The 13,125-nt window shown below is 70.2% G+C and carries 14 protein-coding genes and 2 pseudogenes; 12 read left to right on the top strand and 4 right to left on the bottom strand.

Going from position 1 to position 13,125, the window contains the following annotated elements:
* Positions 1-66 precede the first annotated feature (66 nt).
* Positions 67-948 carry a LysR family transcriptional regulator gene (locus tag HEQ75_RS23765; protein ID WP_168034611.1) on the bottom strand — a complete coding sequence of 294 codons (882 nt, stop codon included), beginning with the start codon at positions 946-948 and terminating at the stop codon, positions 67-69.
* Positions 949-1,050: 102 nt separating this feature from the next.
* Here HEQ75_RS23765 and HEQ75_RS23760 point away from each other — a divergent pair, with 102 nt between their 5' ends.
* The 3 genes and pseudogenes from HEQ75_RS23760 (at position 1,051) to HEQ75_RS23755 (ending at position 2,511) form a co-directional block, all read left to right on the top strand.
* A complete protein-coding gene (locus HEQ75_RS23760; protein WP_168034610.1) occupies positions 1,051-1,866 on the top strand; it encodes an SDR family NAD(P)-dependent oxidoreductase in 816 nt (271 codons plus the stop codon).
* Between the two features lie 183 nt (positions 1,867-2,049).
* Positions 2,050-2,151, top strand: a pseudogene (locus tag HEQ75_RS28490) (IS5/IS1182 family transposase); the annotation flags it as partial.
* A 42-nt stretch (positions 2,152-2,193) separates the two neighbouring features.
* On the top strand, positions 2,194-2,511 hold the full coding sequence (locus HEQ75_RS23755) for a tripartite tricarboxylate transporter substrate-binding protein (RefSeq protein ID WP_268887803.1): 318 nt from the start codon (positions 2,194-2,196) through the stop codon (positions 2,509-2,511).
* 50 nt (positions 2,512-2,561) lie between these two features.
* Here the strand turns inward: HEQ75_RS23755 and HEQ75_RS23750 are convergent, their stop codons facing one another.
* Positions 2,562-3,530 (bottom strand): LysR family transcriptional regulator, encoded by a 969-nt coding sequence (locus HEQ75_RS23750; protein WP_168034608.1) that lies wholly within the window; start codon positions 3,528-3,530, stop codon positions 2,562-2,564.
* A gap of 93 nt (positions 3,531-3,623) precedes the next feature.
* Here HEQ75_RS23750 and HEQ75_RS23745 point away from each other — a divergent pair, with 93 nt between their 5' ends.
* The 7 genes from HEQ75_RS23745 to HEQ75_RS23715 all read left to right on the top strand — a co-directional run bounded on the left by HEQ75_RS23745 (position 3,624) and on the right by HEQ75_RS23715 (position 9,522).
* Positions 3,624-4,247, top strand: coding sequence for an NIPSNAP family protein (locus HEQ75_RS23745; protein ID WP_168034607.1), 624 nt, complete (start codon positions 3,624-3,626; stop codon positions 4,245-4,247).
* Between the two features lie 14 nt (positions 4,248-4,261).
* Positions 4,262-4,882 (top strand): cupin domain-containing protein, encoded by a 621-nt coding sequence (locus tag HEQ75_RS23740; RefSeq protein ID WP_168034606.1) that lies wholly within the window; start codon positions 4,262-4,264, stop codon positions 4,880-4,882.
* A 188-nt stretch (positions 4,883-5,070) separates the two neighbouring features.
* Entirely contained in the window at positions 5,071-5,436 is a 366-nt protein-coding gene (locus HEQ75_RS23735; RefSeq protein WP_235962081.1) for a carboxymuconolactone decarboxylase family protein, read from the top strand.
* Positions 5,433-6,410, top strand: coding sequence for a Bug family tripartite tricarboxylate transporter substrate binding protein (locus tag HEQ75_RS23730; protein WP_168034604.1), 978 nt, complete (start codon positions 5,433-5,435; stop codon positions 6,408-6,410). The genes HEQ75_RS23735 and HEQ75_RS23730 overlap by 4 nt, the downstream gene beginning before the upstream one ends.
* Positions 6,400-6,894 (top strand): VOC family protein, encoded by a 495-nt coding sequence (locus HEQ75_RS23725; protein WP_168034603.1) that lies wholly within the window; start codon positions 6,400-6,402, stop codon positions 6,892-6,894. The genes HEQ75_RS23730 and HEQ75_RS23725 overlap by 11 nt, the downstream gene beginning before the upstream one ends.
* On the top strand, positions 6,891-7,352 hold the full coding sequence (locus HEQ75_RS23720) for a (2Fe-2S)-binding protein (protein ID WP_168034602.1): 462 nt from the start codon (positions 6,891-6,893) through the stop codon (positions 7,350-7,352). The genes HEQ75_RS23725 and HEQ75_RS23720 overlap by 4 nt, the downstream gene beginning before the upstream one ends.
* Before the next feature lie 4 nt (positions 7,353-7,356).
* Positions 7,357-9,522 carry a xanthine dehydrogenase family protein molybdopterin-binding subunit gene (locus HEQ75_RS23715; RefSeq protein ID WP_168034601.1) on the top strand — a complete coding sequence of 722 codons (2,166 nt, stop codon included), beginning with the start codon at positions 7,357-7,359 and terminating at the stop codon, positions 9,520-9,522.
* 58 nt (positions 9,523-9,580) lie between these two features.
* On the opposite strand, the pseudogene HEQ75_RS23710 reads toward HEQ75_RS23715, so the two are convergent.
* A pseudogene (locus HEQ75_RS23710) lies at positions 9,581-10,120 on the bottom strand (IS256 family transposase); the annotation flags it as partial.
* Positions 10,093-10,392 carry a histidine phosphatase family protein gene (locus HEQ75_RS23705; protein ID WP_328734790.1) on the bottom strand — a complete coding sequence of 100 codons (300 nt, stop codon included), beginning with the start codon at positions 10,390-10,392 and terminating at the stop codon, positions 10,093-10,095. The pseudogene HEQ75_RS23710 and the gene HEQ75_RS23705, both read right to left, overlap by 28 nt.
* A 735-nt stretch (positions 10,393-11,127) precedes the next feature.
* Here HEQ75_RS23705 and HEQ75_RS23700 point away from each other — a divergent pair.
* Both HEQ75_RS23700 and HEQ75_RS23695 read left to right on the top strand, forming a co-directional pair.
* Positions 11,128-11,322, top strand: a complete 195-nt coding sequence (locus HEQ75_RS23700) for a hypothetical protein (RefSeq protein WP_168034600.1) — start codon at positions 11,128-11,130, stop codon at positions 11,320-11,322.
* 261 nt (positions 11,323-11,583) lie between these two features.
* Positions 11,584-12,789: a vanadium-dependent haloperoxidase gene (locus HEQ75_RS23695; protein ID WP_168034599.1), complete on the top strand. Its 1,206-nt coding sequence runs from the start codon at positions 11,584-11,586 to the stop codon at positions 12,787-12,789.
* Positions 12,790-13,125: the final 336 nt, after the last annotated feature.

Genomic DNA, 13,125 nt, shown 5'->3' with positions numbered 1-13,125 from the left:
CTCGAGCTTGAACTCGCGGCTGAATGTCCTTCGTCCCATGCAAGGGCCTCCGATTGGGTGAAAACCTTATCCAGGTGTCCACCAAACCGGCAGCAGGCCAGCCGTCGTGCCCTGCCGATCGGGGCAATAGAGGTGGTAGCCGGCGAACGGCTCGCACCACGGCTCGAGCAGGCGGATCAGGCGGCCCTCGGCAACCGGCGCCGCCACCATGTCCTCCAGGATATAGAGGACGCCGAACCCCTCGAGCGCGGCGGCCACCAGCAGGTCGCCGTCGTTGAACACCGGCCCGCGGCCCGGCGTGACCGTCACCGCATGGCCGTCGCGCTCGAACGACCAGGGAGACAGGTCGCCATGCGCGTCGCGATAGGCGATGCAGCGATGCCCCACGAGGTCGGCGGGCGCCATCGGCGCCGGATGGTCGCTCAGATAGCCGGGAGCGGCCACTACCGCGACGCGCAGTGGCGGCCCGACCGCCAGCGCGATCATGTCCTTCTCCAGTCGCTCGCCCAGCCGGATGCCCGCATCACAGCGGTCTGCCACGACGTCGGTCATGCGGTCCTCCACGCGCACCTCCACCTCGATGCCGGGGTAGCGGCGCAGGAAGGACGGGAGCATCGGCCACAGCAGCGTGTCCGCGGCGTGCTTGCCCGTCGCGATCCGGACGGTGCCGATCGCTGCCCCGCGCGCCTGCGACAGCGCCGCGACCTCGGCGGCTAGCGCGGCCAGCGCCGGCGACAGGGTGGCGAGCAGGCGCTCGCCGGCGGCGGTCGGGGCAACGCTGCGCGTCGTGCGGGAGAGCAGGCGAAAACCCAGCTGGCCCTCCACCCGCTTCATGGTCTGGCTCAGCGCCGACTGGGTGACCCCCAGCCGTTTCGCGGCACGCGTGAAGCTGCGGTCGGCGGCGATCGCCGCGAAGATGGTGAGGTCGCCGAGCTGGTCCGGACGCATTGATGATCCCGGCTACTGGGGCCAATGAGTTATTAGGCGGTTACCGCAATCCATTAGCAGGACTACCTGTTCAGCAACAGCGGACAGCATGAGGATCAGGTGATGGGCAAGGTGTGGCTGGTGACAGGCGCAAGCCGGGGACTGGGGCGCGAAATCGCGCGCGCGGCGCTCGATGCGGGCGAGACGGTCGTGGCGACGGCGCGGTCCGCCGACGCGGTGCGTGAGGCCTTTGGCGGCGAAAAGGGCCGCCTGCACGCCCTCGCGCTTGATGTCACCGACGCCGCGGCCGCGACCGCGGTCGCCGCCGAGACCGCCGGGCGGTTCGGGGCGATCGACGTGCTGGTCAACAATGCCGGCTATGCCGAACTGGGCTTCTTCGAGACCTTCACCGATGCCGCTGTGCGGCGCCAGTTCGAGGTCAACCTGTTTGGCACGATGAACGTTGCGCGCGCGACCGCCCCCCATATGCGCGCGCGTCGCTCAGGCCTCATCGTCACCATCTCTTCGGTGAGCGGGCTCGTCTCCAACGGCGGCGGGGCGGTCTACTCGGCCTCGAAGTTCGCGGTCGAGGGATGGATGGAGGGGTTTGCGCAGGAGCTGGCACCGCTGGGCGTCCGCTCCCTGCTGGTCGAGCCGGGGATGCTGCGCACCGACTTCATGGACGGCAAGTCGGCGCGCTTCGGCAGCATCGACATTCCGGATTATGCCGAGGCGGTCGCGCAGTATCGCGCGTTCGTGGACGGGGCCAACGGCAACCAGCCTAGCGACCCGAAGCTGCTCGCCGCGCGGATCGTCGCCCTGGCTTCCCAGGACGAGCCGCCATCGCGGCTCATCTTCGGTGACGACGCGCGGCAGTGGGCCGGCGCGAAGGTCGACCAACTGCGGCAGGAGATCGCCCAGTCCGCCGATCGCGGCTGACACGACAAGGTGCCGGCAAGGGAGGTGATTGCCCGGCCCCGGCGGTGCCCCTCGGGCGCATTCCTCGATCCGGACCTTCTAGACGGGTGCAAGCCGCCCGGAGCCTTCAGCCAGTCCGAGAGAGCTTGGTGACCGTTTGAGAAGGGCTTGGCTCGGTGCGGTTGGGGATGATCCAAGCTCGGGATGTGGACCCGGGAGACCCGAGGCCGGATCGCCGAGCTTGGCCGGACGACGAAGCGCTACCCGTCCGATCTGACGGATCAGGAATGGGCGCCGATTGAACCGCCCCGGGTTTGCCGAGGCCCCAGTCGGCGAGAGGATGGGGCTATGACGAGGAAGACGCAGAACCGTTCTTCGCCTGAGGTTCGGCAGCGAGCTGTAGCGCAACGATATGGATGGTCCTTGTATTGCCTCACCTGGCACGGCGTGCTGGCGCCCGCCGGCACGCCCGCCGCCGTGGTTGCCGCCGCCAACGCGGCCTTCGCCGCGATGGTCGCGATGCCCGATGTACGCGCCCGCCGGGAGACCACGCAGGGCGCCGTGGTCGTTGGCGGCCCGCCTGAGGCGTTCGGCCGCTTCATCGCCGATGAGAGCGCGCAATGGGGTCCTGTCGTTCGCGCTGCCGGCATTCGCGCCGCGAACTGATGCCGGCCAGGCGGGTTGTGTAGCGCCGGAATCCGAGCATCGGCCGGGTGTCAGGAGTCGCGCCCGTGGGTTTCTGCGGCGACGCCACTCAATGAGCGGGCGGTCGCCCAGTGCCCGTCTCTGATCCGTCCGAGCGCGACCTGCTCGACCGCATCCGCCAGCGCCGCGGCGGCGGCGGATGCACGGCGCTCGCGCGCCGTCGCGAGCGCCCAGCCGATGGTCAGCGAGCCGATCGGGGCTGCGGACACTTCACGTTCGGCCAGCCGGCGCGCGGCGGCCGCGAAGGTGAACACCGACCACCCGACGCCGAGCCGAACGAGATCCATGGCCGTCGCAGCGTTCTCGACTTCGACACGCACCACCGCGCGCGTGCCGCGGCGTGACAGAGCCGCATCCAGGATCGTACGGATGGAGTTGGGGGCTGCCGCAAGCACCAGGTTATGTCGCCCGACCTCCTCCAGGGTGGTAGGCTGGTCGAGTCGAAGGCGCGCCTCGGGCGGGGCGATCGCCAGCAGCTTCTCCGTCGCGAAAGGCCGCAGCGCGAACGGCGATGCTTCCTCGCGCGTCGCGATGACGGCGAGATCGGCGCGGCCATCCGCCACGGCCTCGCGCATGGCCCGCGAGGTCCCCTCCAGGACGCGCACCGTCACGCCGGGATGCAGCCGCACGAAGGACGCCACGGCCGGCGCGACGAGAAAGCCGCGCAGCGAACTGACGACGCCAAGCGCGACCTCGCCGCTGATGTGGCTCGCGGCCGCGCCGATCTCCGCCACCACGCGGTCGGCATCGCGCAGCAGCGCGCCGGCGTGGGCGCGCAGCGCATCCCCTGCCTCCGTCAGGCGGACGCCACGGGCGTGACGATCGAGGAGACGCACGCCAAGCTCCGCCTCGAGCGCCGCCATCTGTTTGCTGAGGGCTGGCTGCGACACATTCGCGCGCACGGCAGCAAGCGCGAGGCTCTGCGCCTCGGCGACAAGGACGAAGTTCCGCAGCAGGCGGAGATCGCTGAGGGCAGCCATTCCTGTTGGTTATCGCTCCCGTTCCAAACTTGATCTTCGGGCAGGGCTCCGGCGGAGGCAAGGTGAGATTCGAGACGATACGGGGGACCGCTCGTGCTGCACGAGTACCGCACCTACACGATTCATCCTGCTCAGCTGGGCGCATATGTCCGCTTGGCCAATCAGAAGGCGATCCCGATCCGCGGCGATGATTATGGCCGGCTGCTCGGCTTCTGGGTGTCGGAGGCCGGCACCCTCTGCCAGGTGCACCACATCTGGGAATACGCATCGCTCGACGCGCGTCAGGCCGAGCGCGCGAGGATGTGGACCAACGATCGCTGGCGCGAGGAATTCATCGCCTTCGCCTGGCCGACTATGCAGGTGCAAGAGGTGCGCTTCATGACTGCGCGCGCCACTCTCGTCGCGCCCGCCGGCCCGCAGGCGCTCTACGAGGCGCGCGTCTACCAGACCGTCGTCGGCCGGTTCGTGGAGGCGGCATTGGCGGTACAGAAACGGCCGCTCTCGCCGGGTGCGACGCGCGTCGGCTGCTGGACCTGCGAGAGCCCGCAGCCGAATCAGGTCGTCGAGATTGTCGCCTATGCCGACGCCAACCTCCGCTTCGTCGCCGACGAATCACAGGCGAGCGAACAGGCATCCTGGTGGGACGCGCAGGAAGCAGACCTCCTCGGTGCGTCCGCAACCATCATGCGGCCCATCGCCGTCAGCCCCCTCAAATAGGAAGGACCGAGATCATGGATGGCGACCACGCCCAGCCAGGCAAGCGCGAGATGCCGCCGACGCGGCAGGCAACGCGGGAGGAAATCGTCGCCCGCACCTCGTTCTTCAGGGACCTGAAGCCGCAATCGACCTACTACCAGAAGCAGGAAGGCATCCCCGACGAGGCCTACAGCACCGTCACCGCCAAGACCTTGTACACGCTGATGGCGCCCTCGGCGAAAAGCGGGCCAATGTCGGCGAAGCCGGCTATCGTCGCCGACGACAACCTCTCGGTGATCATTGCGGAGTGCCCACCGGGCGACAAGCCGATGCTGCACGCCCACTTCCACACCACCGAGCACTTCTTCTGCCTGAAGGGGCGATTCCGCGTGCGCTGGGGCGACGAGGGCGAGCAGGAGATTTTCCTCGATCCGCACGACATGATCGCGGTGCCGAAGGGCGTCTGCCGGGACTTCACCAATGTCACCGACGAGACCGCCTACCTCCTCGTCCTGATCACAGGCAAGGCCGAAGAAGACTACAACGACATCGGCTTCGCACCCTCGGAGAGCGAGGTCTTCAAGGCGAAGTTCGGCGAAGCGGTCGCCGACAAGCTGGAAGGCATCGGCTTCTCCTTCCTGAACAAGCGCGCCTGACGGTCTGGCCCCGCCGACAGCGGGGCCTCGCCCACCCATGGAGGAAACAGGAATATGATCGACGTCCCCGCGTCGCGGCGCGGCCCGGTGTCGGCTGCGTTCGGCGGATCGCGTGCCGCTGCGCTTGCCGAAACTGGCGTGAGGATCGACCCATGAGCGGGTCTTCCGCCTTCGAGTCCGGCATGCGGATGCGCCGACAGGTCCACGGTGCGGCGCATGTCGAGCGATCATGGGAGGCCGCGCAGGCCGATCCGCATGAGGCGGCCCTGCAGCGCCTCTTGACCGAAACGGCCTGGGGCAGCTGCTGGGCACGCGACACGCTCGCCCCGAAGCAGCGCAGCCTGGTCGTCATCGCCTTCCTTGCGGCACTCGGCCGCGACCATGAACTTGCGACGCATGCCCGCTCGGCGATGCTGCGGACCGGGTGCACGGCGGAGGAAGTCAAGGAGGTCGTTCTCATGACCGCCGCCTATTGCGGCATCCCCGCGGCCGTGAACGCCATGGCCATCGTCCGCCTTGTCGAACAAGAAATCAGCGAGGAAGCCCCCCGATGATCCGCCGCCGCGCATTCCCGTTGCTCCTCGCCGCGCCCGCTCTCCTTGGCCGCGCCTCGGCGCAGGCCGGATGGCCGGACCGTCCGGTCAAGCTCGTCATTCCATTCCCTCCGGGCAATACGGCCGACATCGTGGCCCGCCTGCTGACCGAGGGGCTCGCCGCCCGCCTCGGCCATCCGATCGTGGTGGAGAACCGCGTCGGCGCCGCGGGCACGCTCGGCGTGGAAGCGGTGGCTCGTGCGCGTGACGGGCACAGCTTCCTGCTCACCACCGCCTCGCCGCTGGTCATCAGCCCCGCGGTGCAGCGCGTGTCGTATGATCCGGTCCACGACTTCGTCCCGGTGTCGCGGCTGGGGTCGATCGCGGTCATGCTGGTCGGGCGCAACGACCTGCCTGCGGCCACCCTGATGGAACTGGTCGCGCTGTTGCGCGCCAATCCGGGCCGCTTCGAATACGCGTCCGTCGGCCCGGGCACCTTCACGCACCTGACGATGGAATTGTTCCGCACGGCGATCGGGGCGGAGGTGACGCATGTCCCCTACCGCGGGGCCGGCGCGGCCCACGCCGACCTCATCGGGGGGCGGGTCGCGCTGATGTTCGACAGCATCGCATCCGCCAACGCCCAGGTCGCGGCCGGCCGCCTGCGCGGCTTTGCCGTGAGCACGCCGGAACGCTCTCCTTTCGCCCCGGCCGTGCCGACGGTGCGCGAAAGCGGGATCGCGACCCTCCAGGGTTTCGACGTGGCGGTCTGGGCGGGACTGCTCGCGCCCGCCGGCACACCACCAGCCGTCGTCGCCCATCTCGGGCAGGCCGTGTCCGCCGAGCTTGCCCGCCCCGAGTTTCAGGAGCGGCTGCGGATGCAGAGCATCGCGCCGCAGGCGCCCGAGGCACCGGAGGCGTTTGCCCGGATCCTTCGGCGTGAAGTGGCGCAATGGACGCGGCTCGCGCGGGAATTGCAGCTCGATGTCGGCTGACCGCAAGGCGCCGCCGGGCGTGCTCGGCGTGCACCACACCTCCTTCACGGTCTCCTCCCTCGACCGCGCCGTGGCCCTGTGGACCGAGGTGTTCGGCTTCCCGCTGCTGTCGCGCGCGCCGCGTGACAATGCGATCATCGCAGAGGTCACCGGCGTGCCGGGTGCCGATGTGGAGATCGCCTATGTTCGTGGCCCTGGGCACGACATCGAGCTGATCGAGTTCCGCGGCCCGGCGGATCGTGCCGCCGTACGGCCGCGGCCCTGCGATGCAGGCTTCTCCCACGTTGCCTTGATGGTCACCGGATTGGACGCGCTGCTCGCGCGCGGCGCCTTGCATGGCGCGCACCCCGTGAACCCGCCCGTCACCAACGGGCGCTTCGGCCCAATCGCCGGCGCGCGCATCGCGTATCTCCGCGATCCCGACGGCATCACCATCGAGCTCATCGAATGCCGCGAAGACGGCGTGGAGGGTACGTTGCGATGACGATTGATCTCACGATCAACGGTGAGGCCCGGCGCCTTGACCTCGATCCTGCCACGCCGCTGCTTTGGGCGCTGCGCGATGGCCTCGGCCTCACCGGCACCAAGTACGGCTGCGGCATCGCCCAGTGCGGTGCCTGCACCGTCCATGTGGATGGCGAGGCGACGCGGTCCTGCATCACGCCGATCGAGGCCGTGGCCGGACGGCGGGTTGTGACCGTCGAGGGGCTGTCGTCCGCGCGCGGCCGGGCGGTTCAGCGCGCCTGGATCGAGGCGCAGGTTCCGCAATGCGGCTACTGCCAGTCGGGACAGGTCATGGCGGCGGCGGCGCTGCTCGCCGGAAACGCCGACCCGAGCGACGCCGACATCGATGCCGCGATGTCGGGAATCCTGTGCCGTTGCGGCACCTACGGGCGTATCCGCACGGCAATCAGGGCTGCAGCCCAGGCGTTGAGGGGTTGAACGGATGACCAGCACCACTCACTCGCGGCGCGACACCCTGCGCGGCTTCGCCGCCGCGGCCGGCTTCCTCATCCTTGGCGCGAACCGCGCCGGCGCGGTGCTTCTGCCGGGATCCTACGTTCCCCGCGCGCCGTTCGAGGACGGGGCTTTTTCGCCATTCGCCTGGGTCGAGATCGGGCCGGGTGGCGTCCTGATCCGCTATGCCGCGGCGGAGATGGGGCAGGGCGTTTCCACGGCCCTGCCGCAGATCCTCGCCGAGGAGCTTGAGCTCGAGTGGGAGAGTGTGCGCGTCGCACCGGCACCGCTCGGCGCTGCCTTCATCCATCCCCGGCTGCGGGAGCGCGACAGTGCCGGCAGCCGCAGCGTGCGCTTCAACTACGAGCCCCTGCGCCGCGTGGGCGCCGCCGCGCGCCAGATGCTGGTTCAAGCAGCGGCCGAGCGATGGGACTTGCCCGTCGAGACCTGTGCGGCGGAGGCGCCGGGTCGTGTCGTCCACCCCGCCAGCGGGCGTTCCCTGTCCTACGCGGATCTAGCCGACGCGGCGGCGCGGCTGACACCACCCCGGGAGCCGCGCCTGAAGGACCCTGCGAGGTTCCGGCTGATCGGCCGATCGCTGCGGCGGAAGGACGTCCCTGCCAAGGTGGATGGCAGCGCGGTCTTCGCCAGCGACGTGAGGCTGCCCGGCCTTCTCACCGCGACATCCATGCAGTGTCCGCGATTCGGGGGGCGCCTGGCGGCGCTCGACGAAGCCCCGGCGCGCGCAATTCCCGGGGTCCGCGCCGTCCTCCGTTTCGACACCTGGTTTGCCGTCGTCGCCGACGGGTTCTGGCCGGCGAAGCGCGGCCTCGACGCGCTCACGCCGCGCTGGGAAGGCGGAAGCGACATCGACAGCGCCGCGATCTCCGCGAAGCTCGCCGCGGCGGGTGGCTCGGGCGAGGCGACGCTAGAGACCCGACGCCTAGGCGATGCGGCCGCCGCGCTGGCCGGCAGCGAGCGGCGGATCGAGGCGGTGTACGAGGTGCCATACCTCGCCCATGCGACGATGGAGCCGATGAGCGCCGTTGCGCGCGTCGCCGCCGGGGGCTGCGAAATCTGGGTCGGCACGCAGCGCCAGAGCGTGGCGCATGACTACGTGGCGACGTTGCTCGGAATCCCGCGGGACCGCGTGACGCTGCACGAGACATATCTCGGTGGTGGCTTCGGCCGGCGCTTCGAGGTGGATTATCTCGGCCAGGCGGTGCTGATCGCCCAACGGATGGAGGGGCGCCCGGTCAAGCTGATCTGGACGCGCGAGGAGGACACCCGACAGGGCTTCTACCGCCCGGCGACCTGGAACCGCTTGGAAGGTGGTTTGGACACTGCGGGCCGCCCGGTTGCCTGGACGCACCGCATCGCGGCGCAGTCGCTGCTTCAGCGCATTCGGCCCTATGCGCTCCGCCCGAACGGCCTGGACGTGGCCGCGGTCGAGGGTGCGGTGAACCACCCCTACGCGATCCCGAACCAGCGGGTGGAGTGGTCGCGCGTGGACCTGCCCGTGCCGGTCGGGGCCTGGCGGTCGGTCGGTAGCAGCCAGAACGCCTTCGTTACCGAATGCTTTATCGACGAATTGGCCCAGCTTGCGGGCGCCGACCCCTACCGCTACCGGCGCGACCTGATGACGGGGCATCCTCGCCACCGCGCCGTGCTCGACCTCGCCGCCGAGCGCGCGGGCTGGGGCACGCCGCTCCCGGCCGGGCATGGCCGGGGGGTGGCGGCGGCGGAATGCTTTGGCGGCTGGTGTGCGCAGGTCGCTGAAGTGGAGGCAGTGCCGGGTGGCCGCATCCGCGTCCGGCGGATGGTCGCGGTGCTGGACTGCGGCCTCGCCGTGAACCCCTCCATCGTCGAGGCTCAGGTTGAGAGCGCGATCGTCTTCGGCCTCTCGGCTGCGCTTTTTGGCCAGATCACCGTTGCGGGCGGCGCCGTCCAGCAAACAAACTTCGACGATCACCCGATCCTCCGCATTGATGAGATGCCACGCATCGAGGTGCACATCCTGCCGAGCCACGAAGCGCCCGGCGGCGTCGGCGAGATCGCGACGCCGCAGGTTGCACCGGCGGTGGCGAACGCGATCTTTGCCGCAACGGGCCGGCGTATCCGCAGCCTGCCGCTGGCTCTGCATGGAGTTGTTTGAGGCCGGGTCTCGGGACTGTCGGAATTTCCGTGTGCGGCCGGTCGGTTGAACGACACGGTCAGGCCATGGCTCGCGTGAAGCGCTGGCCAAAGAGCGCGGCGAATTGGGCCTTGGCCATGGCCCACTCGCCCGGCGGCATGGTTCACTCCTTCTCGGTCCAGTTCAGGACGAGATTGAGCAGCTTCAGGGCGGCCTCTTCGGTGGGGAAGTGGCCCCTGGCGCGGACGGCGCTGCGCAGCTTCGCGTTCAGCGCCTCGATGGCGCTCGTGGTGTAGAGGATCCGGCGGACCTCGGCGGGAAAGGCATAGAACGACACCACCTCGCCCCAGGCGCGGCGCCAAGCCTGGCCGATGGCGGCGTATCTCCGGCCCCAGGGACCGGCCTCGAACGCCGCCAGGGCGGCCTCCGCCGCGGCGGGGTCGAGGGCGCGGTAGATGTCCTTCAGCGCCGTGGCGACCGCCTTGCGGTCCTTCCAGGAGACGAAATCCAGGCTGGTCCGCAGCAGATGGACAATGCAGGTCTGCACTGTCGCCTCGGGGAACACTGCCAGGATCGCCTCGGGGAAGCCCTTCAGGCCATCCACCACGGCAAGGAGGATGTGGGCCCTGCGATGTGATCCGCGAAGAAGGAGTTGAAGGCGGGCTCGGCCATGACGCGGCCGGGGAAGGCGAGCTCGGCCGTCTTCATCGTGCGGCACCATTGCGAAGACAGGACCGCGCCCACGGCGATGCCGGCCGCGCGCATGGCTTCGCCAATGAGCCGGGCCTGGTTGCGGCCGGTATCGTCGAGGTTGCGCTGGGTGGAGCAGTCACTAAGGCGCATGCCGGCTGGGTCGCCGACGCCGGGGGCAACGGCGTGGCGGAAGAGCACGATGCCGTGGTCGACACAGGTGAGGCCGAAGGCCGGCTGCCGGGCCGCGCAGGGGCCATCATGCTGGCCGGAGCGGCCAATCCGATGACCTCAGTTGGATCCGGATCTCGACGCGGCGGAAGCGGTCTGGCTGGCGTCACGAGGTTGGCGTTCCGGGACGGCCAGCATTTCGGGTGATCGATGCTCGGTGCGGGGCATCGGCCCCCGGCCGGCATCCCCGGACGCAAGGGCCACCTTCGGCCGCATAATGACGGCAACCGGCGGCCGGGCTGGAGGGCCATAAGGGTCGCGAAGGCGGTGCAGCCAGCCACCGGGTGATGACCGCGGCCTTGCCCAACTGGTGCCCAATTGGCTGCCCGGAAGGCCCAGAAACAACAACGGCCCGATCGGGTGGATCGAGCCGGAAACCGTTGATTTGTGTGAGGCCGACTGGAGCAGCGGTAGGAACCGGGAAATGAAAATCTCTGGGAGCTTGCCCTGCGCGGCGTGCACGGACGGTGGTACCCGGTAGCAGACCACAGCTGGCGTTGCCCCGTCATTGACCATTCATCAGTTCACGAGCGATAGCGCCGAGATTCAGGATATCCTCTCGGCCAACCAGCTTGACGTTGCTCTGCTCATGGAACACGTGCGAGCGGGTCCTGTAGGCGGTGAGGCTGGTGCTGTCCCAGGCCCGTGCGGGGGGCTCAGTCGTGAGCTTCACCGCTGCGGCGAAGCCGACGGGCCTGGTGAACGATGCCCGCCACCGTGCGCGGCGCCGTTCGGCGCGGCTGGTTCCGGGCGCCGCGGCCCCGCGCGGCCAGACGGCCGCGGATCACGTTCGCCCGGCGCCGGCTGACGCTGCGCCAGAACCCGTCGCCGGCGCAGGACGGCAACCAGGCGCAAGACACGGTGCCGCACGGAAAGCCGGACCGCGACAGCGCCGCCTAGCCTCGCAGGCTGGCGCGCGCTGCCCGAGCGGCTCGGCAGCGCGCAAGCCACCGAGGGAGCGAGCGCATGGCCCGACAACTCCACCTGACCGGCGCGCTGCGGGTTCCGGCCCCCGTGAACCCGCTTGCGCGCCCCGGCCGATCCCGCGCCGGGCAGCCAGCAACGTCGCGGAGCCGCGGCATGACGCTTCGGCTCCTGGGCGCACTCTGCTTGGCGTTGCCATCGGCACCCGCGGTCGCACAGACGGATGCGACGTTGCACATGCCGCAGATGGCGGTACCGCGCGCCCCGCTACCCGATGCAAGCACCGGCAGCGTCGTCATGCGCTGGATGCTCGTCACCGACCGGCTCTCGCTCGGCGTCGCCAATCCGCAGGTCATGGCAGCCGTCGCGATGGCGATGCACGACGCGCTCAATGCCGTGCAGCTGCGCTACCGCCGCTGGCAAGCGCCGGCCGCGGACGAGCCGCCGGCGACCGGCGCGTCCCCCGACGTGGCGCTGTCCATGGCCGCATTCCGCGTTCTCGCCAGCGTCTCCCCGATCCAGCAGCTGCGCGCGGAGGCCGAACCGCTGCTGCTCGAGGTGCTGCGCGCTGCCGAGCCGCGGGGCAGGCAGGCGGGCGAGGTGCTCGGCAGCGCGATCGGTGCGGCGATGGCCGTCCGCCTTGCGGATCCGCCGCGGATCGCGCCCCTCCCCGAGGGCACCGGGCCCGGGCAGTGGCGGCCGACGCCGCCCTTCTTCCGCAACGGCATGATCGCGGATATTCCACCGATCCTCTTCGAGCGGCGCGACGGCGTGCGGGGCGCGGGGCCGCCGGCCCTCGACAGCCCGCGCTACCTGGCAGACCTCGGCGAGGTGCGGCAGTGGGGCGCGCTGGATTCTGCATCGCGCAGCGCGGCGCAGTCCGAGGCCGCGGAGTTCTGGGCTGGGCAGAGCGGCCATCGCGGCTTCCTCCACCTGGCGCTGCGGCTGCTGCGCGAGCATGCCGGGGCCGAAGGCGCCTGGACGGAAGCGCGCGTCGTGTCGGTCCTGACGACGGCGCTGGCGGATGCGTCCAACCTGGCCTGGGAGGAGAAGCGGGCGCATGCGTTCTGGCGGCCGATTACGGCCATCCAAACCGGCAGTCCCGGCATGGCGGCCGATCCGACCTGGCAGCCCTTCATCTTCACGCCGCCGCATCCGGATTACCCGTCGGGCCATGCGGCCGACTGCGCGGCCGGGGCCGCCGTGCTGCAGGCCCTGCTCGGCACGCGCGTGCACGAGGTGGTCTATGTCGCGATGGAGCCGGTGAGCCAGCCATCCCGCCGCTTCCCGAGCTTCGAGGCCGCAGCGAGCGAATGCGCGGATAGCCGCGTCTGGGCCGGTGCGCATTTCCGCTTTTCCAATGAGGAGGGGCAGCGCATCGGCCGCGCCGTCGCCGCGCGGGCGCTGGAACGCGTCCAGGCGCAGGACAACAAGGCGCGCTAGCCTGCCATCATGCCGAGGGCACGGGGGTTTCAGCTGCGTGCCCGGAGGCACCGGCGCGCGCGTCCGCGCGCTTGGCTCGTCACGCCGGAGGCGTGCTGTTCGCAAGAGGCATCTGCGGCGGCCGCCATTCGGCGGCGTCGTGCGACAAGCACGCCTGCGGCGTGACGCCGGCTGCAGCCGGCCGCAGGTCGGACTTCCCGGCGCTCCCACCCCCGGGCGACGGACGGCGGCAGACACGACGGCGCCTGAATTGCCCGCCGAAGGATGCAGGCGCCGGCAAGCACGTGCAACGCGTGACTCGCGACTGGAAGCGGTACAGGGCGCTGACCCGCTAGC

This window comes from Falsiroseomonas selenitidurans, from assembly GCF_012103215.1.
GTDB classification, from domain to species: domain Bacteria; phylum Pseudomonadota; class Alphaproteobacteria; order Acetobacterales; family Acetobacteraceae; genus Falsiroseomonas; species Falsiroseomonas selenitidurans.
Note: the sequence above shows the minus strand (reverse complement) of the source record. Positions and strands in the feature narration are given on the sequence as shown.

Bases quoted from the DNA above. Each gene is read 5' to 3' on its own strand.
- HEQ75_RS23725 (WP_168034603.1), top strand. From the start codon at position 6,400: ATGTCGGCTGACCGCAAGGCGCCGCCGGGCGTGCTCGGCGTGCACCAC.
- HEQ75_RS23750 (WP_168034608.1), bottom strand. From the start codon at position 3,530: ATGGCTGCCCTCAGCGATCTCCGCCTGCTGCGGAACTTCGTCCTTGTC.
- HEQ75_RS23735 (WP_235962081.1), top strand. From the start codon at position 5,071: ATGCGCCGACAGGTCCACGGTGCGGCGCATGTCGAGCGATCATGGGAG.
- HEQ75_RS23760 (WP_168034610.1), top strand. From the start codon at position 1,051: ATGGGCAAGGTGTGGCTGGTGACAGGCGCAAGCCGGGGACTGGGGCGC.
- HEQ75_RS23730 (WP_168034604.1), top strand. From the start codon at position 5,433: ATGATCCGCCGCCGCGCATTCCCGTTGCTCCTCGCCGCGCCCGCTCTC.
- HEQ75_RS23765 (WP_168034611.1), bottom strand. From the start codon at position 948: ATGCGTCCGGACCAGCTCGGCGACCTCACCATCTTCGCGGCGATCGCC.
- HEQ75_RS23720 (WP_168034602.1), top strand. From the start codon at position 6,891: ATGACGATTGATCTCACGATCAACGGTGAGGCCCGGCGCCTTGACCTC.
- HEQ75_RS23700 (WP_168034600.1), top strand. From the start codon at position 11,128: ATGCCCGCCACCGTGCGCGGCGCCGTTCGGCGCGGCTGGTTCCGGGCG.
- HEQ75_RS23755 (WP_268887803.1), top strand. From the start codon at position 2,194: ATGACGAGGAAGACGCAGAACCGTTCTTCGCCTGAGGTTCGGCAGCGA.
- HEQ75_RS23740 (WP_168034606.1), top strand. From the start codon at position 4,262: ATGGATGGCGACCACGCCCAGCCAGGCAAGCGCGAGATGCCGCCGACG.
- HEQ75_RS23695 (WP_168034599.1), top strand. From the start codon at position 11,584: ATGCCGCAGATGGCGGTACCGCGCGCCCCGCTACCCGATGCAAGCACC.
- HEQ75_RS23715 (WP_168034601.1), top strand. From the start codon at position 7,357: ATGACCAGCACCACTCACTCGCGGCGCGACACCCTGCGCGGCTTCGCC.